The organism is Virgibacillus sp. NKC19-3 (genome assembly GCF_019837165.1).
In the GTDB taxonomy this organism is placed as follows: Bacteria; Bacillota; Bacilli; order Bacillales; family Amphibacillaceae; genus Virgibacillus_L; species Virgibacillus_L saliphilus.
Genome location: NZ_JAGYHC010000001.1, coordinates 129,710 through 148,789 on the forward strand (window position 1 = coordinate 129,710; position 19,080 = coordinate 148,789).

Genomic DNA, 19,080 nt, shown 5'->3' on the forward strand with positions numbered 1-19,080 from the left:
GGAGTTGTCTAAAAGGGAAAAAACAGTAACAAGGTTAAATTCACAATACATGCAGCAATACGATGCACATATGGAAAGACAGAAACGAAAGAAGCAACGTTTAATTCGCCGTCTTGTGCTATTTTCCATTATAGCAGCGATTGTTATTGGGAGTATGACCGTCTATCATATTCAGCAGCGTGCCATTCATGCAGAAAAGGTTGAAGAGTATGAGCAACTGGAAGAGGAATATGCTTCCTTAAAGGACAAGGAAAAGAGCTATAAGGAAGAGATCGAATTATTGCAAGATGAGGAATATGTATTGGATGTAGCTCGAACGAACTATTTCTTTTCCAAAGAAGGAGAATTAATCTTTAATCTGCCTGAGGATGAGCCCTCTTATTGACACACTTTCACATAGATGACTATAATATAGAAGAACTATATATTTAATCTTTTAAGGAGGAGCATTTTTTTTATGTCAATCGAAGTAGGCAGCAAGCTGCAGGGAAAGGTAACGGGTATCACTAACTTTGGGGCGTTTGTTGAGCTTGAGGAAGGTAAAACCGGCCTTGTCCATATTAGTGAGGTTGCCGACAGCTATGTTAAAGACATTAATGAACACCTTAGCGTCGGTGATGAAGTAACAGTAAAAGTAATTAATGTCGAGAAGGACGGGAAGATTGGTCTATCGATTAAAAAAGCCAAAGATAAGCCAAAACGCCCACAAAATAACCGAGCGCAAACGGAAAATTTTGAGTCTAAAATGAACCGTTTCCTCAAAGATTCTGAAGACCGTTTAGCCTCTTTGAAGAAGCACACGGAATCCAAACGCGGGGGTCGAGGTGCTAAAAGAGGATAGCAGTTGCTGTCTATATATATGATGCTCTATTGAATAAAAAAGCAGGTACTGGCGTTGTGCTGGTGTCTGCTTTTTGTGTGTGCGTTAGTTGAAGGAAGAAAATAGTATGGAACTACTCCACCTTAAATTTCTTGCTAAAATTTGAAGATGGTGCTTGGACATTTCACGTGACAACGCATTTCTTGTCACAACCCCAGATATCCAGTTTTTCAAAGAACGATCTGTACAAGAAATTTTATACCATAGAAACAAAAGTTTTGCTATGCAAAATACGATTCATTTCCCACTTATTTTTGGGCTATGCCCTGTACAACATTGAAGTGGGAGTTTTCTCGCCTAAGTGCGATAAAAAAAGAAGTGAGATTGTAATATATAGGACTACTTCATTGTCTTTATACTGTGGCTAAAAGTAATAAGGAGAAAGTTCTTCTCCATCTGAAAAGAGCCTTCTCCTTATAGAAAGCGTTTACAATTATAAGGAACCTTTTATTGGTTACCGATAATTGTAACTATTGGATTCATGCACATGCGTAAAGACATTAATGATAAAGAGAATGATACCAAGCGCCAAAGCAAATCCGCCAATGAAAGTAAGGATATGAGCGAACTCCAAAAGCCCTTGAATTTGTACTAGAATCATACTGATAAGTAAAATAGGCAAACCGAGATTATATAGCCAAAATTGCCATTTCCCTAAAGTGCTGCTTCCTGCTCTTGGATAAGCTGTATACACAAGCCCAATAATGGCTGTCGATGCCCATCCGATAAGATTGACATGTGCATGTGCCGCTGCCCAATTCAACTGTAGGGTTGCGGACATAAATAATCCCATCGCAATACCTAAAATAAAATAAATAACAGAAATTTTAATCCACTTTGCTCCCATCTTTTTACCCCCTTTATTAACATTGTATATAGTATTATATACCTATATGATTCATTTTTGAATAAATTTGCTCAGATCAGAATTGACGAAATTCATGTTAAGGACACAGGTGTACTTCATATATATGCTTTACGAAATAGGAAAATGAACATATTTCATAGGATGTGAGTGACAATAGAATAATAGGAGAAAATGTGCACATAAAAAAAGTAGAAACCTAATGGAAAGGTTTCTACGAAAGTGAATCGAAATTTAGATTATCTTTTAAAATAGCGGCGGAGGGGATCGAACCCACGACCTTACGGGTATGAACCGTACGCTCTCGCCAGCTGAGCTACGCCGCCAAAAAGCCAACAGAAATTATGATACAACAGAGTAGGGGTTGTGTCAAATAGAAATTCATCCATCCTCGAAAAATAGGGGTGTGACAGAGGATACATGTATGTAAAAGCGTTAGCAGTCATAAAACAGGAAACTTACCCATGCAATGAAGCCCCGTTTTAAGCAAACATCATCGATTATGGTCACTCATTAAAGCAATGAGGCCCCGTTTTAAGCAAAAACCATCGATTATGGTCACTCATTAAAGCAATGAAGTCCCGTTTTAAGCAAACATCATCGATATGGTCACTCATTAAAGCAATGAGGCCCCGTTTTAAGCAAACATCATCGATTATGGTCACTCATTAAAGTAATGAAGCCCCGTTTTAAGCAAACATCATCGATTATGGTCGCTCATTAAAGCAATGAAGCCCCGTTTTAAACAAACACCATCGATTATGGTCACTCATTAAAGCAATGAGGCCCCGTTTTAAGCAAACATCATCGATTATGGTCACTCATTAAAGCAATGAAGCCCCGTTTTAAACAAACACCATCGATTATGGTCACTCATTAAAGTAATGAAGTCCCGTTTTAAGCAAACACCATCGAGGAATGTCACTCATTCGAAAGATGGAGCATTTGTGCTTTGTTCGCTGTGGTTCTCATCGGCACCTTTGTCCCAAGCTCACGTTTTCCACACAACATTCCCCGTTTCGGCAAATTGTCAGATAAAACTCAATCTCTTTTTTTCCATATAATTCTATATTGCCAAGCAAAAGGGAAAATTTACATACGTTCGTTCGTGTTGAAACCTGTTTCTTATTTAGAAAGTCGTCGAACGATTTATGGAATACGCTCTGTTGTTTTGACAAAAAAAGAAAACGCGCTGTGTTTTAATAACACAAAGACGGGAGTGGTTTCATATGATGGATTCAATTCCAAGGTTAAAACCTAAAACACTTGGGAACGAGAGGGATAACCAAAAAATGGACAGGTTTTCCAAGAAATTATATGCAAAAGCTAGCACCATACTACTTGATAAAGGGTGGCTCTACTTTATTGTAGGTTTTTTACTGGGACGGGCTGTCATTCTATCTGTTGTTTCTCCTTTTGCGGTAGCATTTTTGGCAACGATGTGGTTTGTACATAAGGAGAAAGCTGCAAAATCAATGCTTGCTGTCTTTGCTGGCGCATTCAGCTACTCCATGACACATAGCATTTTTATAGCTTTAGCCATGATTTTATTTATTTTTCTGGCGGGCTTGTTTAAAAATGTGAAAAATCAGCAGTTAGCTGTTCCGCTATTTGTTTTTATATCAACGGCGGTACCACGAGTATTTCTCTATTCGATAAATGGACAGTTGTCCTCCTATGAATGGATGCTACTTGCTGTTGAGGGCGTGTTGGGAACTGTCCTCGTATTAATCTTTATGCAAAGTATTCCATTATTATCACCAAAAAGATTTAAACCCACATTAAAAAACGAAGAAATCGTCTGTATGATTATTTTAATTGCTTCGATTTTGACTGGTACCATCGGTTGGGAGATCTATGGTGCTTCTGTTGAGCAGGTTTTCTCGCGTTATTTTGTATTATTGCTTGCCTTTGTTGGCGGTGCTGCTATTGGTTCAACGGTCGGGGTTGTGGCGGGGTTGATTTTATCCCTGGCTAATGTTGCGAATCTATATCAGATGAGCCTGCTTGCCTTTTCCGGATTATTGGGGGGATTGTTGAAAGAAGGGAAAAAACCAGGGGTCGCTGTCGGTTTATTAGTAGGAACCTTTCTGATTGGTATTTATGGAAGCGCTACGACATTAGCTCCTTCCATTATGGAATCATTGATTGCGATTATTCTCTTTATCCTGACGCCCGCAAGCTGGATTAGAAGCCTTTCGCGCTACATTCCCGGCACGGAAGCATATACAACGGAACAAGAACAATACTTGCAAAAAGTGCGTAATGTTACGGCTAAACGTGTGGAACAATTTTCAGATGTGTTTGGCGCCTTGTCTAAAAGCTTTGCACCGTCTGACGCGCAGGTCTCAGATGATCATGAAATAGAAAAATGGGAAACAGATTATTTTCTAAGTCAGGTTACGGAGAAAACATGTCAGAACTGTTTCCTGAAAGATCGTTGCTGGCAGCGACAATTTGATAAAACCTATCATTTAATGGAGGAAATGAAGGATGATATTTCAGATGGGAATGAACCGAATCGTAAATTGGCGCGTGAATTTGAGAATTACTGTGTCAAACCGAAAAAAGTAGCGGAAGCCATGAAAGAGGAACTCTCTTTCTTTGAAGCAAATCGAAAGTTAAAGGAACAAGTAACAGAAAGTAAACAATTAGTAGCAGATCAGCTGCAAGGTGTTTCCGATGTCATGGAGGATTTTGCAAAAGAAATCTTAAAGGAACGGCAACATCACGAGGAACAGGAAATGCAAATCATTCATGGATTGAAGCATATGGGCATTGATCTTGAAAAGCTAGATATTTATAACTTGGAAAAAGGGAATATCGATATTGAAATGACGGTATCATTTTATAATTACCACGGGGAAGGGCCTAAATTAATTGCCCCCGTGCTCTCTGATATTCTGCAGGAAATGATTGTTGTGAAACAGGAGGACATTTCTCCATTTCCAAATGGCTATTGTTACCTTGCCTTTGGTTCTGCCAAAGAGTTTGTTATAGAAACCGGTGCGGCAAATGCAGCAAAAGGTGGTGGATTGATTTCAGGTGATAGTTATACAACGATTGAGCTGGGTGCCGGAAAATATGCCATGGCGATCAGTGATGGGATGGGAAATGGGAAAAGAGCAAAGGAAGAAAGTGTAGAAACACTTCGGCTCTTGCAGCAAATACTGCAAACAGGAATTCCGGAGAAAGTAGCCATTAAATCGATCAATTCCATACTGGCACTGCGAACAACAGATGAAATGTTCGCTACCTTGGATCTTGCGGTTATTGATTTGCATAATGCTTACGTCAGGTTCCTTAAAATTGGTTCGACACCAAGCTTTGTGAAACGAGGGGAGAAAATGCTGAAAGTCGAGGCGAGTAATCTTCCCATGGGAATTATCCAGGAATTTGATGTCGATATCGTAAGCGAGCAATTACGTTCCGATGATTTGCTCATCATGATGAGTGATGGTATTTTTGAGGGTCCAAAACATGTGGAAAATACGGATCTATGGGTGAAACGGAAAATACGTGAGATGAAGACCGACGATCCCCAGGAAATCGCCGATTTATTATTAGAAGAGGTGATTCGGACGAGATCCGGTGAGATCGGAGATGATATGACCGTGCTTGTTGCAAAAGTGATGAAAAACACACCGGAATGGGCAGCGGTTCCGGTCTATCAGGGCAAGGCCCAATAATCCTTTGCAAAATCAGTCGCCTGCGCTTTTCTCATCCAGCTCCGGCTCCTAGAAGCTGTCGCCATAAGCAATGAACACGCCGAACGCTTAACCCCTTGCGTTCTTCGGTTCCTTGCTTATGCGTCCGCTTCTGATCAGTCGCCTGCACTTTTCTCTAATCCAGCTCCGGCTCCTAGCGACTAGTGGACTTCCTTCCCCATGTCTTCGATAAGTCAAGCACAAAAGAAGGCCGCTTTTGGCTTTCCTTTATCTTGCATGGGTCAGTCCAGTCCATACGTCACTGATCAGTCGCCTGCGCTTTTCTGACGTATACTTCTTCGCTTTTCTGTCTATGATGTTACTGGAATAGTTGGGAGGTATAACGATGAAGAAAGGTACGCTAAAGCAAATCTTGCTGATAACGGATGGCTGCTCCAATCGCGGTGAGGATCCTTCAGCAACGGCTGCGCTTGCCAATCAGCAAGGTGTGACAGTAAATGTAATCGGAATTTTGGATGATGATCAGACGGAGCAACCAGAGGGACTGCAAGAGATAGAGGATATTGCACTTTCTGGCGGTGGTGTAAGTCAGTTGGTTTATAAACAGGCATTATCACAAACGGTTCAAATGGTGACAAAGCAGGCAATGACACAAACCTTGCAGGGGTTCGTGAATAAAGAATTAAAGCAAATTTTAGGTTCGGAGCAAACGCTTGAAGATATGGAACCCGAAAAACGTGGAGAAATCATGGAAGTAGTCGAAGATATGGGAGAAACCAGTGATTTAGAAGTACTTGTGCTAATCGATACAAGTGCAAGTATGCATGACAAGCTCCCAACAGTGAAAGAGGCCTTGATTGACCTTTCGATAAGCTTGAATGCTCGTATTGGGCGAAATCGCTTTTGTATTTTTAGTTTTCCAGGAAGAAGAAAAAGTATACAGAAAGTGTTTGACTGGTCCCCAGAACTCGATGCTGTGTCAACCGTGTTTCCAAAATTGACGAGTGGCGGGATTACGCCAACAGGACCAGCAATACGTGAAGCAATGTATCAGTTTGGTAAGAAGAGTCTGTTAAGGAGCTTTAAAGATGAAGACGAACCAGGAGTGGAAGAGGCAGGGTACTGAATTAAGACCGGGAATGAGATTAATTGGAAAATGGCATAAGAAAAGCTACACGGTTAAGCGTAAGCTTGGGTCCGGTGCGATTGGATCGGTATACTTATGCGATTTTAGCGGACAACCTGCTGCGTTAAAAATCAGCGATAAAGGAACATCCCTGACAGTGGAAGTCAATGTATTAAAGGCATTAGCGAAGGCCCAAGCCCACCTTGGGCCTTCGCTGTTGGATGTCGATGATTGGGAAGCGCCAAACGGCGTTACTTATTCCTTCTATGTCATGGAGTATTTACAAGGGAAAACAATACCTTCCTTTCTTAACAATCATGGAAGTGAATGGATTGGCGTATTTATGCTTCAGCTTCTCGACAATTTGGAGCATCTGCATCAGTCGGGGTGGGTTTTCGGTGATCTAAAATTAGAAAATCTTCTTGTTGTGCACACGCCGCCCAAAATAAGATGGGTCGATGTTGGAGGTACCACCCAAATGGGACGGGCAATTAAAGAATATACCGAGTTTTATGACCGAGGATATTGGGGAATGGGTACAAGAAGAGCGGAACCAGGCTATGATTTATTTGCGTTTGTTATGGTGTTTTTAAACGTGTATTATCCGAATCGATTCGAAAAGGGTTCGCAACCAGAAAAGACATTATTTAAAAAGTTAAACGATGCAAAGGCACTGGCTCCATACCACGTATCACTTAAAAAGGCTTTGCTTGGTAAGTACCAATCCAGTGCCGAGATGAAACGTGAGATAGCCCATGTTTTGTACAGTGAGCAAAAACGGAGTCGCTCAACTAGAAAGGCTGATCACACACCCTTTTTCATAGAAGCGGGAGGTATTTCAGTTATTGCGTTGACGTATTATCTTTTCTCTCTACTTTTGCCATAAAAAAGGATATGATAGGATAAACTTACTTTAGTCATGGAGATGGAAAAGGAAATGAAATCAAACGTTACAGCATTTATAAGCAAACATCAATTACTGACTACTGGCGCAACGGTATTGGTTGGTGTCTCTGGTGGACCGGATTCGATGGCTTTACTTCATTTTCTTCGTTCGATACAGAAGGAATGGGAACTACGGCTGATCGCAATTTCCATTGATCATAAGCTTAGAGATATGGAATCTAAGAGCGATTTGGACTATGTACGTGATAGTTGCGATAAGTGGGATATACCATTTGTTGGAATGTCCTTAGACGTACCAGCATATAAGCAGGATAAACGGATGGGAACCCAAATTGCAGCACGTGAGATGCGCTATCGTTTTTTTGCAGCGCAAATGGAGAAATATGGCGCAGATTATTTAGCGCTTGGTCACCATGGTGATGATCAAGTTGAAACGATGGTTATGGGACTCGTTCGTTCCGCTAATTCCAGTGACTTTTCAGGGATTCCGGTGAAACGGGATTTTGCGACAGGGAGCATTATTCGGCCGTTGTTAGGAGTTACCAAGGAGGAAATCAATGCTTACCTAGAAGCGTATGAGATCATTCCAAGAGTGGATCCGACAAATAATGAAACTGTCTATACGCGAAATTTTTTCCGAAAAAAGGCCATTCCACTACTAAAAGAGAAAAATAGTAATATACATACAACAGTACAGCATTTGAGTGAAACATTGGGGGAGGATGAACAGTTTTTACGAAGGGAGGCAAAGAAGGCCTTCAAAGAGATCGTAGAATTAGATGTAGGAGGTAGGCAAGCTTCGTTTGAAATCGATGTATTTCAAGCACAACACTCTGCTTTACAAAGACGAATATTTCATCTAATATTGAACTATCTGTATGATAGATTACCGAAGGATTTATCCTACGTTCATGAGGAGCAATTTTTCGCGTTATTACAAAGTGATAAAGGCAATGTCCCAATCGATTTTCCTGCCCACTTAAAATTGGAGAAAGTTTACGGGAAGTTAATGTTTTACTTCTTAACGCAAGAGAAACTCCATCACCCTTCTTATCATAAAATACTGGAAGTACCAGGTCGTATTGATTTTCCCGATGGCTCAACGGTTTCTGCTCTTTATAATAATACGTATGAGGAAGATCATCAGTATTCCTATTTTTGTAATATAGAGGAAATTGCCTTGCCATTACATATTCGAACACGCTCGGCTGGTGATAGGATGCGCTGGAGCGGGCTTGAGGGCAGTAAGAAGGTAAAAGATATTTTTATTGACGCTAAAATACCCAAAAAAGATCGTGCAGCTTGGCCAATTTTAACCGATAATAATGGAGAAATCCTATGGTTAATAGGGTTAAAAAAAGGACAACCTGAACAGAAGAAAAGTAACACCTCATATATTCAGATAATCTATGAAAAAGGTGACATGTAGGAGGAACAAGGATGCATAATGATATTAAACAAGTATTAATATCAGAGGAAGAAATAGCGGATAAATGCAGAGAGCTTGGTCAAGCGCTCACAGAAGAATATGATGGAAGATTTCCATTGGCCGTTGGTGTATTAAAAGGCGCCTTGCCATTTATGTCTGATGTACTTCGCCAAATGGAAACATATTTGGAAATGGACTTTATGGATGTGTCAAGCTATGGAGGTGGCACGCGTTCTTCAGGTGAAGTAAAAATAGTGAAGGATCTGGATGCAAAGGTAGAGGGACGTGATTTATTAATCATCGAGGATATTATTGACAGTGGCCTGACCTTAAAATACCTCGTCGATTTATTTAAGTACCGTAAAGCGCAATCGATTAAAATCGTTACATTGCTTGATAAACCTGCCGGAAGGTCAGCAGCTATTAAAGCAGATCTTGTCGGGTTTGAAGTTCCGAATGAATTCGTTGTAGGCTATGGTTTGGACTATGATGAAAGATATCGTAATCTGCCGTATATCGGTATACTAAAACCTGAAATTTATTCGTGGCATAATGATGAAGACAATTAGGTTGATTAAGATGATTTTATTAGTATAGAATATACATATTGAACGATTGTTTTATGCAATTTTAACGTAGCATGGAGCGATGTAAACACCCATCATTTGTAAGTGAAATTAGTTGTATTCAAACTTTTTCATATGATAGGATGAAATATAGTTTTTCCCGTTTGGGAGGAGGTAGGAAATGAAACGGATTTTTGGGAACGCGTTTTTTTGGATACTTATGTTTCTTGTCGTTGTAGCAGTTATATCCGTATTTCAAGGCGACAATGAAGAAGAAGTACAATTTAATGTACAGGAATTTCAGGAGGCTTTGGGTAATGGCGAAATCGAAGAAATGACGATGCAGCCAGCCAATGGAATTGTACGTTTTACCGGAACTTTAGCAGATGATGATCAATCATTTATTGCGCAAGTTCCTGATAATACAGTGTTGATTAACTCAATTACAGAAAATGCAAATGAGCAAAGCGCGCTTAATGTCATAGAAGAAGAACAGCCAAGTGCATTTGTCAGTTTTCTAACGATGATGCTTCCGTTTCTGATTATCGGATTAATATTCTTCTTTATTCTTAGCCGAGCCCAAGGTGGCGGCGGTGGCGGCGGTGGCCGCATGATGAACTTTGGTAAAAGTAAAGCCAAAATGTATACAGAAGAAAAGAAAAAAGTTCGCTTTAGCGATGTTGCCGGAGCAGATGAAGAAAAACAAGAACTAGTTGAAATTGTTGACTTTTTGAAGGATCCTCGTAAATTCGCACAAGTGGGTGCACGTATTCCAAAAGGGGTACTTCTGGTTGGACCTCCGGGAACAGGTAAGACATTAATTGCCCGTGCGGTTGCAGGTGAAGCCGGTACCCCATTCTTCTCGATCAGTGGTTCAGACTTTGTCGAGATGTTCGTTGGGGTTGGTGCTTCCCGTGTACGTGACTTGTTTGAAAATGCTAAAAAGAATTCGCCATGTATCATATTCATCGATGAAATTGATGCTGTTGGCCGTCAACGTGGTGCAGGTCTTGGTGGTGGACACGATGAACGTGAACAAACATTAAACCAGCTCCTTGTTGAAATGGACGGATTTGGTGCTAATGAAGGCATTATCTTGATTGCTGCAACAAACCGTGCAGATATTCTCGACCCGGCATTGCTGCGTCCAGGACGTTTTGATCGGCAAATAACGGTTGACCGCCCAGATGTTAGAGGACGTCAGGATGTGTTAAAAGTTCATGCAAGAGATAAACCTTTAGAAGAGTCTGTTGACTTAGAAACGGTTGCAAAGCGGACGCCAGGTTTTACAGGTGCAGATTTAGAGAATTTACTAAATGAAGCAGCACTGGTGGCTGCCAGAAGTGATCGGATGAAGATTAATATGTATGATGTTGATGAAGCCATTGATCGTGTTCTTGTAGGACCTGCTAAGAAAGGCAGAGTCATTTCGAAAAAAGAACAAGACATTGTGGCACACCATGAAAGTGGGCATACGGTTATCGGCATGGTGCTTGACGATGCAGATGCGGTGCATAAGGTTACGATTGTACCACGTGGTCAAGCTGGTGGTTACGCGGTTCAATTGCCGAAAGAAGATCGTTACTTTATGACGAAACCAGAGCTATTTGATAAAGTTACTGGACTGCTCGGCGGTCGTGTTGCTGAAGAAATCATGTTCGGTGAGGTCAGCACTGGTGCGTCCAATGATTTCCAACGAGCAACAGGTATTGTTCGTAAAATGATTACCGAATTCGGTATGAGTGACAAGATTGGCCCGCTTCAATTTACAAGTGGCGGCGGTGGCGATGTTTTCTTAGGTCGTGATATTGGAAACGAACAAAACTATAGTGATTCCATTGCCCACGATATTGATACAGAAATGCAAAGCTTTATCGACTACTGTTACGAACGTGCCAAATCGATCTTGACCGAACATAAAGATAAGCTTGAGCTTTTAGCACAAACGCTGCTTGAAGTAGAAACATTGGATGCGAAACAAATTCATTCACTCTTTTATGAAGGTGTACTTCCAGAGCCTGAAGAAGATGATGAATCAGAAGAAGACGTTAAAGTGAACATCCAATCCAAAGAAGATGAGGCTAAGTCTACGGAAGATAAAGAAAATGTGGAGCCAAGCGAATCGAAAAAAGGTCCGCTAACAGAGAAGGAAAAAGAAGAGATCTTTAAAGATAACAAGCCTTCTTCAGATGATACGGACAAAAAAGAATAACTTGAAGCGAAGCAGTCACTTATTATTGCAGTGGCTGCTTTTTTCATCATGATAAAAATGTGGTATATTAATGAATAGAAAGCGGCAGCTTTTATGGCAGGTAAGTTTTTGGTCATAATTGCAAAATGTATAACCGCTCACAAGAAAGCAAAGAATGCTTTTACATAACCGCTGTTCGTAAAGGTGAGTTTTCTAAAATAGGAAGGTATGGGTGTAATGTTATTTGTACTTGATGTAGGAAATACGAATACAGTACTTGGTGTATTTGAACAGGGTGAATTAAAACATGAATGGCGGATAAAAACCGATCGCCATAAAACCGGAGATGAATATGGTGTACTAATAAAATCTCTATTTGACTATAAGGAATTAACATTCTCCGATATAGACGGTGTTATTATATCATCCGTAGTTCCTCCGATTATGCTTGCACTGGAAGAAATGTGTCATCTTTATTTTCGATTAGAACCTTTCATTGTGGGTAGAGAAACCGCTAGATCCACGTTGAAAATGAGTTATCCGAACCCTAATGAAATTGGGGCAGATCGAATCGTTAATGCGGTGGGAGGCATTAAAATATATGGAGCGCCGCTTATTATTATAGATTTTGGTACTGCTACAACGTTTTGTTACATAAATGATCAAGAAGAATACGTTGGAGGCATCATCTCACCGGGAATTAATGTTTCGATGGAGGCATTATATAGTAAAGCGTCCAAGCTTCCTAAAATTGAAATTCAGGCTCCGGATAATGTTATAGGGACGTCAACAGTAGAAGCGATGCAATCCGGTGTTTTTAACGGGTATGTTGCACAAGTGGAAGGGATTATTGCACGTATGAAGCAACAGATGAACACGAATCCGAAAGTAATCGCTACAGGTGGATTGGCGGCTTTGATAGGAGATACATCTGAGAGCATTGATCATGTTGATACTTACTTGACACTAAAAGGATTGAATCTTATATATCAAATGTATACACAGACATAAAGGAGTGAAGCATGGTGGGAGACTATTTAATAAAAGCAACGACTAATAAAGGTATGGTACGTGCCTATGGCGTGATCTCCACACAAACTGTGAAAGAAGTGTGCGAGAGACAGGATACCTGGGCGACCGCTTCTGCTGCTTTAGGTCGTACGGTTACGATAACAGCGATGATGGGTGCGATGCTTAAAGGGGAAGATACCATTACTGTAAAAGTGCAAGGTGATGGACCGATTGGTGGTATCATTGCGGATGGTAATGCGAAAGCAGAGGTTCGTGGATATGTAACAAATCCGCATGTTGATTTTGACTTAAATGCGTTTGGGAAATTAGATGTGGCACGTGCAGTCGGTACAAACGGAACGATCAGTGTCGTAAAAGACCTTGGATTGAAGGATTATTTTACCGGTGAAGTTCCGATTATTTCCGGGGAAATTGGAGAAGACTTTACGTATTATTTTGCCCATTCGGAGCAGACGCCTTCTGCTGTAGGTGCAGGTGTATTGGTCAATCCGAATCACTCCGTACTTGCAGCTGGTGGGTTTATTATCCAAGTGATGCCTGGGGCTACCGAGGAAGTAATCCAACAATTAGAAGAGCAAATTCAGGCTTTTCCGGCGATATCAACGCTCATTCAAGACGAAAATACACCAGAAGACCTCCTACAGCTCCTGTTTCCTGAAGAAGAGGTAAAGATACTGGAGCGTCTACCGCTTCAATTTCATTGTGGATGTTCGAAAGAGCGAATCGAGCAAGCTATGATGGGATTAGGAAATGAGGAAATTAGGAGCATGATGGAGGAGGATCACGGTGCAGAAGTAAGTTGTCATTTCTGTAATGAAGTCTATCATTTTACAGAAGAGGAACTTCAAGCATTGATAAAATAGTGAACAAACAACTTGGAGGATAACTATGTCCAGAAAATTACTCCTAGCCGTTATTGTCGTTCTTTTGATTACAAATATTGCTACACTACTGGTTTGGAATAATCAAGAATCGATTGTAAGAAATAATGACGAAGCAGTAGCATCCATTGATGGAGAAGCGATTACCTACGGGGAGTGGATGCGTTCTCTCAGGAACTCTTACGGGGAAAGCCAGCTGAAAACGATGATTGATCAAACGATTGTAAATCAATTAGCTGATCAAAAAAACATAGATGTTGAAGAGAAGATTATGGAACGGGAAGTTGCTTTATTAACGTCTATGCAAGGAGTAATGTCCGAAGAAGAATTTGAGGAAAAGGAAGAAGACTGGCGGGAAGATATACGTTATCGATACCAATTAGAACAACTGTTGACGGAGGATATTTCCATTCCTGAGGACGAAATCGAAAGTTATTATGATCAATATGACAATGGTTATGATTTTGCGGCATCCATGCAACTTTCCCATATTGTTGTGCAGAATTTGGATACGGCTGAAAAGGTTGTGAAGGAGTTAGAAGAAGGGGCCGCGTTTCATTTACTTGCTCAGGAATATTCGATAGATGAAGAATCGGCAAATGATGGTGGATACCTTGGATTTATTCCTACAAATAGCCAATTTTTCCCGGAGGGGTACGAAGAAGTAGCTGCAGATATGGAAGAATACTCCTACAGCGATCCGTTTGAGGTAGATTCGGGAGTGGCTATTATTTATCTTCATCGAAAACTTCCATCTATTGAATTTACCTATGAGGAAATAAAACCATATATCGAAAATGAGTTGGCGTTGCATGAGATGGAGCAATCACTCGAGGCAGACCCATTATGGGAAATGTTAGACATCGAATGGATATATCAGGAGTAAGATTACCATAGGAATTTTCAGTGTTTGAGTTGACAATTTGCTGCGAAAAGCGTACGTTGGGATTAATCATACAAAATAACTAGGAATTAGGAGGCATTTCCATGAGAGTTGCTAATAATATTGCTGGTTTAATTGGGGAGACACCGATTGTTAAATTAAATCGCATGACAGATGAAGATAGTGCAGATATTTACTTAAAACTGGAATTTATGAATCCGGGTAGTTCGGTGAAAGATCGTATTGCTTTGTCGATGATTGAAGCAGCAGAAAAAAATGGGTCTTTAAAAGATGGGGACACGATTATTGAACCTACCAGCGGTAATACGGGTATTGGTCTGGCAATGGTAGGAGCCGCAAAAGGATATAAGACGATTTTAGTGATGCCTGATACGATGAGTAAAGAACGCCGCAACTTGCTTCGTGCTTATGGGGCAGAGTTGGTATTGACGCCTGGAGCGGAAGCGATGAAAGGTGCTATTAAGAAAGCAGAAGAATTAAAAGAGCAACATGGCTACTTCATGCCACAGCAATTTAATAATGAGGCAAATACCGAAGTTCATGCACGAACAACAGGGAAAGAAATCGTTGAGCAAATGAGTGACGGTCTGGATGCATTTATCGCTGGAATTGGAACAGGCGGAACGATTACAGGAGCGGGGAGCGTGTTGAAGGATAACTTTGACGGGATTAAGCTCTATGCGGTAGAGCCTGAAGATTCTCCAGTCTTATCCGGCGGTTCTCCAGGTCCACATAAGCTCCAGGGACTTGGCGCTGGATTTGTTCCAAAGATACTGGATACAGATATCTATGAAGAAGTGATCCAAATATCAAATGAAAAGGCATTTGAAACGTCACGCCAAGTTGCAACAACCAATGGAATTTTAGGAGGTATCTCAGCCGGAGCCGCAGTTGCTGCAGCTAAAAAAGTTGCCAAGCAATTAGGCAAAGGCAAGAAAGTACTTGCAGTTATACCTGATAATGGGGAAAGATATTTATCAACGCCCCTGTATCAATTTGATGAAGAATAATGTAGTTACGAAAAAGAAGGGTTAGCATCTAAAATGATTGGGTGCTAGTCCTTTTTTTCTGTGATAAGATGAATAGTAGAAAACTTGGCATCCGCAAAAGGATTTCTTAATGCTCTCTTAGAGAATTTTACCTTTTGAAGGGTAGGCCTTTCATGCAGATACCAAGCCCCGCATTTACGCAGTAAGAAAGTAGTGATACTTTCCTAATTGCCAAATAAATTAGTGGAAGAAGGGAAAAATACGCTTATGATCTTAAAAACAGTAACAAAAACATTCGACTTATCCGATCGCACCCATATAATGGGGATTCTAAATGTTACCCCGGACTCTTTTTCAGATGGTGGTAATTATACGTTGATTGAAAATGCGGTTAAACAGGCTGTGGAGATGGAAAAGCTCGGTGCGGATATCATTGATATTGGCGGGGAATCAACACGCCCGGATCATGAGCCTGTATCACAGGAAGAAGAGATCCGGCGGGTGGTACCGATGATTAAAGCTGTCAAGGACAATATCCATATACCGATTTCTATTGACACATACAAAGCAGAAACGGCCCGCCAGGCAATTGAAGCTGGTGCTGAAATCATTAATGATGTGTGGGGGGCAAAAAGGGACCCCGAAATTGCTAGCATAGCTGCGAATTATCAAGCACCAATTATTTTAATGCATAACCGTACAAATAAGGACTACACTTTCCTGATTGATGATATGAAGAAAGACTTAGCGGAAAGTATTACCATTGCTTTAAAAGCCGGTGTTGCAAGGGAAAATATTGTGCTGGATCCGGGTGTAGGATTTGCTAAAACAGCGAAGGATAATTTAGTTGTCATGAATAATCTGGAACAATTCACTCATTTAGGTTATCCGCTGTTACTAGGGACCTCACGCAAAAGCTTTATCGGTGGTATGTTGGACCTTCCAGCAGAAGAACGGGATCATGGAACCGGAGCAACAACTTGTCTAGGTATTACAAAAGGTGCACAAATCATTCGTGTACATAACGTAAAGGTAAATATGGAGATGGCAAAAATGATGGATGGTATGCTTTCTGAAGCTGAAGGAGGGAAAACAGTTGGATAAAATTATGTTAAATACCATGCAATTTTATGGATTTCATGGTTTGCTACCGGAAGAAAACAAGCTTGGACAACGATTTTATGTGGATGTGGAACTTTTTACAGATTTAAAAAAACCCGGAGAGACTGATGATATGGACGATTCTATTCACTATGGACAGGCCTATGAGCTTATCAAAGAAATTGTGGAAGGCGAGGCAAAGAATTTGGTCGAAGCCGTAGCTGAGACAATTGCGAATCAGTTACTTGCTTCCTTTGCCTTATTAACGGCCTGTACCGTAAAAGTTACAAAGCCGGATCCACCCGTCCCAGGACATTATCAATCTATAGCTGTAGAAATCTTCCGGGAGAAAACCGTATGAATAGCGCATTTATCGCCCTGGGATCTAATATTGAACCAAGAGGGGAATACCTGAGGAAAGCTTTACATTTACTCTCCGAAGAGGGCTCCATCATCATCCGGGAAAAGTCATCAATCTATGAGACTGCACCAGTAGGCTATACTGATCAGTCGGATTTTCTGAATATGGTTATTGAGGTAGATACATCTCTTTCCTCTTATGATTTGTTGGAGTTTTGTCAGAAAGTGGAGCAGAAATTAGGGCGGGATCGCAAAATTCGATTTGGCCCACGAACAATAGATCTTGACATTTTGATCTATAATCAAGAGAATAGTGAAATAGAAAGCTTAATCATTCCACATCCAAGAATGCATGAGCGAGCGTTTGTACTGATACCGTTAGATGAAATTGCGCCAGATTTGATCATACCGACATTGGGGATGCGCGCACGGGATTTTCTAAATAAGCTTCCGGAATCAGACCTCAGCGATGTAACAAAAATCGCCGCAAAATGAGTCAACGGAAGGATGGTGGAGGATTTATAGATGTTTCCTCTATGAAAGAAATAGACTTTTCCTAGATACTTACATATATAATGACTGGAGTGATGAATCGTGTCAGAGGAAGAAAATGAGCAGATGCAAGTTCGCCGTGAAAAATTAAACGCTTATCTCGAACAGGGACTGAATCCCTTTGGCGGAAAATTTTCCAGAACGCATATGGCAGAAGAATTAAAAGAGTTGTATGATCCATTTTCCAAAGAGGAATTGCAGGAAAAGGAAGATCAAGTTACCATCGCCGGTAGAATGATGACAAAGCGGGGAAAAGGGAAGGCTGGTTTTGCGCATTTGCAGGATATAAGCGGCCAAATCCAAATCTACGTACGTCAGGATTCCATTGGTGAGGATGCTTATGAAATTTTTAAAACAACGGATATAGGAGATATCATCGGTGTTACAGGAGTGATGTTTAAGACAAAAGTCGGGGAGTTATCTGTCAAGGCAACCCAGTTCCAATTGTTAACCAAATCACTTCGTCCATTACCGGAGAAATACCATGGCTTAAAAGATGTGGAGCAACGCTATCGTCAGCGTTATCTGGACTTAATTACAAATATGGACAGCAAGGAAACCTTCATATTACGAAGCAAAATTATCCAATCGATGCGTCAATATTTGAACGGGGAAGGATACCTAGAGGTGGAAACACCCATGATGCATGCGATACCGGGTGGGGCATCTGCACGTCCTTTTCAAACCCATCATAACGCATTAGACATGCCATTATATATGCGGATCGCTATTGAGCTGCACTTGAAGCGTTTGATTATCGGTGGATTGGAGAAGGTGTATGAAATTGGGCGGGTCTTTCGTAACGAAGGCGTTTCAACGAGACACAATCCAGAATTTACGATGATTGAGTTATATGAAGCCTTTGCGGATTACCGTGATATTATGACATTAACGGAAAATCTCATCGCACATATTGCTAAGGAAGTGTTAGGTTCAACGACAATTATGTATGGGAATCAGGAAATAGAACTGGAACCAGAATGGACGAAACTGCATATTGTAGATGCGATAAAAGAGGAAACAGGTGTAGATTTCTGGGAGGATATGAGCGACGAGAAGGCAAGAGACCTTGCGAAAGAGCATCGTGTTGAAATTACAGAATCCATGACTTTTGGACATATCGTCAATGAATTCTTTGAACAAAAAGTGGAGGATACGTTAATTCAGCCTACATTTATTTATGGCCATCCACTGGAAATTTCACCATTAGCAAAGAAAAATGATGAAGATGAGCGATTTACGGATCGATTCGAATTATTTATTGTCGGACGTGAACACGCAAACGCATTTAGTGAATTAAATGATCCTATTGATCAAAGAGAGCGTTTTGAAGCTCAAGTAAAAGAAAGAGAAGCAGGAAATGATGAAGCGCAACTAATGGATGATGACTTTCTGGAAGCTCTAGAATATGGCATGCCTCCAACCGGCGGGCTTGGAATTGGTATTGATCGACTTGTTATGCTGCTAACAAACGCCCAATCCATTCGCGATGTATTGTTATTTCCATTAATGCGTGAAAAATAAGCTGATTTGATGGAGGCAGGGACAAAACAAAAGTATTTAACTAAAATACGTATATTGTCAAACGTAGCGAAGGGCATGAGGACATCAGGTCGGCTGAGCATCGGCA

Annotated in this window: 17 protein-coding genes and 1 tRNA gene; 16 read left to right on the top strand and 2 right to left on the bottom strand. The window is 40.8% G+C overall.

Translation table 11 applies throughout. From position 1 onward, the window contains the following. Positions 1–4: 4 nt before the first annotated feature. Both KFZ56_RS00645 and KFZ56_RS00650 read left to right on the top strand, forming a co-directional pair. Positions 5–385, top strand: a complete 381-nt coding sequence (locus KFZ56_RS00645; RefSeq protein ID WP_222639388.1) for an FtsB family cell division protein — start codon at positions 5–7, stop codon at positions 383–385. 72 nt (positions 386–457) lie between these two features. After that, positions 458–841 carry a S1 domain-containing RNA-binding protein gene (locus KFZ56_RS00650; protein ID WP_222639389.1) on the top strand — a complete coding sequence of 128 codons (384 nt, stop codon included), beginning with the start codon at positions 458–460 and terminating at the stop codon, positions 839–841. Between the two features lie 493 nt (positions 842–1,334). Here the strand turns inward: KFZ56_RS00650 and KFZ56_RS00655 are convergent, their stop codons facing one another. Continuing rightward, complete coding sequence (locus KFZ56_RS00655; protein ID WP_222639390.1) at positions 1,335–1,727, bottom strand: cbb3-type cytochrome c oxidase subunit I; 393 nt, start codon at positions 1,725–1,727, stop codon at positions 1,335–1,337. A gap of 270 nt (positions 1,728–1,997) precedes the next feature. Then, positions 1,998–2,071 (bottom strand) — tRNA-Met (locus KFZ56_RS00660). 903 nt (positions 2,072–2,974) lie between these two features. Here KFZ56_RS00660 and spoIIE point away from each other — a divergent pair. The 14 genes from spoIIE to lysS all read left to right on the top strand — a co-directional run bounded on the left by spoIIE (position 2,975) and on the right by lysS (position 18,974). Further along, complete coding sequence (gene spoIIE, locus KFZ56_RS00665) at positions 2,975–5,434, top strand: stage II sporulation protein E (protein ID WP_222639391.1); 2,460 nt, start codon at positions 2,975–2,977, stop codon at positions 5,432–5,434. Positions 5,435–5,798: 364 nt separating this feature from the next. Beyond that, the gene (locus KFZ56_RS00670; RefSeq protein WP_222639392.1) at positions 5,799–6,539 is read left to right on the top strand and encodes a VWA domain-containing protein; all 741 of its coding nucleotides are present in this window, start codon (positions 5,799–5,801) and stop codon (positions 6,537–6,539) included. Further along, positions 6,502–7,425: a serine/threonine protein kinase PrkT gene (gene prkT / locus KFZ56_RS00675; protein ID WP_222639393.1), complete on the top strand. Its 924-nt coding sequence runs from the start codon at positions 6,502–6,504 to the stop codon at positions 7,423–7,425. The genes KFZ56_RS00670 and prkT overlap by 38 nt, the downstream gene beginning before the upstream one ends. A gap of 51 nt (positions 7,426–7,476) precedes the next feature. After that, positions 7,477–8,874, top strand: a complete 1,398-nt coding sequence (tilS, locus tag KFZ56_RS00680; RefSeq protein ID WP_222639394.1) for a tRNA lysidine(34) synthetase TilS — start codon at positions 7,477–7,479, stop codon at positions 8,872–8,874. A gap of 11 nt (positions 8,875–8,885) precedes the next feature. Beyond that, the gene (gene hpt / locus KFZ56_RS00685; protein ID WP_222639396.1) at positions 8,886–9,443 is read left to right on the top strand and encodes a hypoxanthine phosphoribosyltransferase; all 558 of its coding nucleotides are present in this window, start codon (positions 8,886–8,888) and stop codon (positions 9,441–9,443) included. A gap of 178 nt (positions 9,444–9,621) precedes the next feature. After that, complete coding sequence (gene ftsH, locus KFZ56_RS00690) at positions 9,622–11,652, top strand: ATP-dependent zinc metalloprotease FtsH (RefSeq protein WP_222639398.1); 2,031 nt, start codon at positions 9,622–9,624, stop codon at positions 11,650–11,652. 216 nt (positions 11,653–11,868) lie between these two features. After that, a complete protein-coding gene (locus KFZ56_RS00695; RefSeq protein WP_222639400.1) occupies positions 11,869–12,642 on the top strand; it encodes a type III pantothenate kinase in 774 nt (257 codons plus the stop codon). Positions 12,643–12,656: 14 nt separating this feature from the next. Further along, positions 12,657–13,526, top strand: a complete 870-nt coding sequence (gene hslO, locus KFZ56_RS00700; protein WP_309228235.1) for an Hsp33 family molecular chaperone HslO — start codon at positions 12,657–12,659, stop codon at positions 13,524–13,526. 25 nt (positions 13,527–13,551) lie between these two features. Next, a complete protein-coding gene (locus KFZ56_RS00705) occupies positions 13,552–14,430 on the top strand; it encodes a peptidylprolyl isomerase (RefSeq protein WP_222639405.1) in 879 nt (292 codons plus the stop codon). A 101-nt stretch (positions 14,431–14,531) separates the two neighbouring features. Beyond that, positions 14,532–15,458, top strand: coding sequence for a cysteine synthase A (gene cysK / locus KFZ56_RS00710; RefSeq protein ID WP_222639407.1), 927 nt, complete (start codon positions 14,532–14,534; stop codon positions 15,456–15,458). Between the two features lie 246 nt (positions 15,459–15,704). Then, complete coding sequence (folP, locus tag KFZ56_RS00715; protein WP_222639409.1) at positions 15,705–16,541, top strand: dihydropteroate synthase; 837 nt, start codon at positions 15,705–15,707, stop codon at positions 16,539–16,541. Beyond that, the gene (folB, locus tag KFZ56_RS00720) at positions 16,534–16,899 is read left to right on the top strand and encodes a dihydroneopterin aldolase (RefSeq protein WP_222639411.1); all 366 of its coding nucleotides are present in this window, start codon (positions 16,534–16,536) and stop codon (positions 16,897–16,899) included. The genes folP and folB overlap by 8 nt, the downstream gene beginning before the upstream one ends. After that, the gene (folK, locus tag KFZ56_RS00725) at positions 16,896–17,393 is read left to right on the top strand and encodes a 2-amino-4-hydroxy-6-hydroxymethyldihydropteridine diphosphokinase (protein WP_222639413.1); all 498 of its coding nucleotides are present in this window, start codon (positions 16,896–16,898) and stop codon (positions 17,391–17,393) included. The genes folB and folK overlap by 4 nt, the downstream gene beginning before the upstream one ends. 123 nt (positions 17,394–17,516) lie before the next feature. Continuing rightward, the gene (lysS, locus tag KFZ56_RS00730) at positions 17,517–18,974 is read left to right on the top strand and encodes a lysine--tRNA ligase (protein ID WP_222643847.1); all 1,458 of its coding nucleotides are present in this window, start codon (positions 17,517–17,519) and stop codon (positions 18,972–18,974) included. The last annotated feature ends 106 nt before the right edge of the window (positions 18,975–19,080 follow it).

Bases quoted from the DNA above. Each gene is read 5' to 3' on its own strand.
- KFZ56_RS00670 (WP_222639392.1), top strand. From the start codon at position 5,799: ATGAAGAAAGGTACGCTAAAGCAAATCTTGCTGATAACGGATGGCTGC.
- folK (WP_222639413.1), top strand. From the start codon at position 16,896: ATGAATAGCGCATTTATCGCCCTGGGATCTAATATTGAACCAAGAGGG.
- hpt (WP_222639396.1), top strand. From the start codon at position 8,886: ATGCATAATGATATTAAACAAGTATTAATATCAGAGGAAGAAATAGCG.
- ftsH (WP_222639398.1), top strand. From the start codon at position 9,622: ATGAAACGGATTTTTGGGAACGCGTTTTTTTGGATACTTATGTTTCTT.
- KFZ56_RS00655 (WP_222639390.1), bottom strand. From the start codon at position 1,727: ATGGGAGCAAAGTGGATTAAAATTTCTGTTATTTATTTTATTTTAGGT.
- cysK (WP_222639407.1), top strand. From the start codon at position 14,532: ATGAGAGTTGCTAATAATATTGCTGGTTTAATTGGGGAGACACCGATT.
- lysS (WP_222643847.1), top strand. From the start codon at position 17,517: ATGCAAGTTCGCCGTGAAAAATTAAACGCTTATCTCGAACAGGGACTG.
- spoIIE (WP_222639391.1), top strand. From the start codon at position 2,975: ATGATGGATTCAATTCCAAGGTTAAAACCTAAAACACTTGGGAACGAG.
- KFZ56_RS00705 (WP_222639405.1), top strand. From the start codon at position 13,552: ATGTCCAGAAAATTACTCCTAGCCGTTATTGTCGTTCTTTTGATTACA.
- tilS (WP_222639394.1), top strand. From the start codon at position 7,477: ATGAAATCAAACGTTACAGCATTTATAAGCAAACATCAATTACTGACT.
- folP (WP_222639409.1), top strand. From the start codon at position 15,705: ATGATCTTAAAAACAGTAACAAAAACATTCGACTTATCCGATCGCACC.
- prkT (WP_222639393.1), top strand. From the start codon at position 6,502: ATGAAGACGAACCAGGAGTGGAAGAGGCAGGGTACTGAATTAAGACCG.
- KFZ56_RS00695 (WP_222639400.1), top strand. From the start codon at position 11,869: ATGTTATTTGTACTTGATGTAGGAAATACGAATACAGTACTTGGTGTA.
- KFZ56_RS00650 (WP_222639389.1), top strand. From the start codon at position 458: ATGTCAATCGAAGTAGGCAGCAAGCTGCAGGGAAAGGTAACGGGTATC.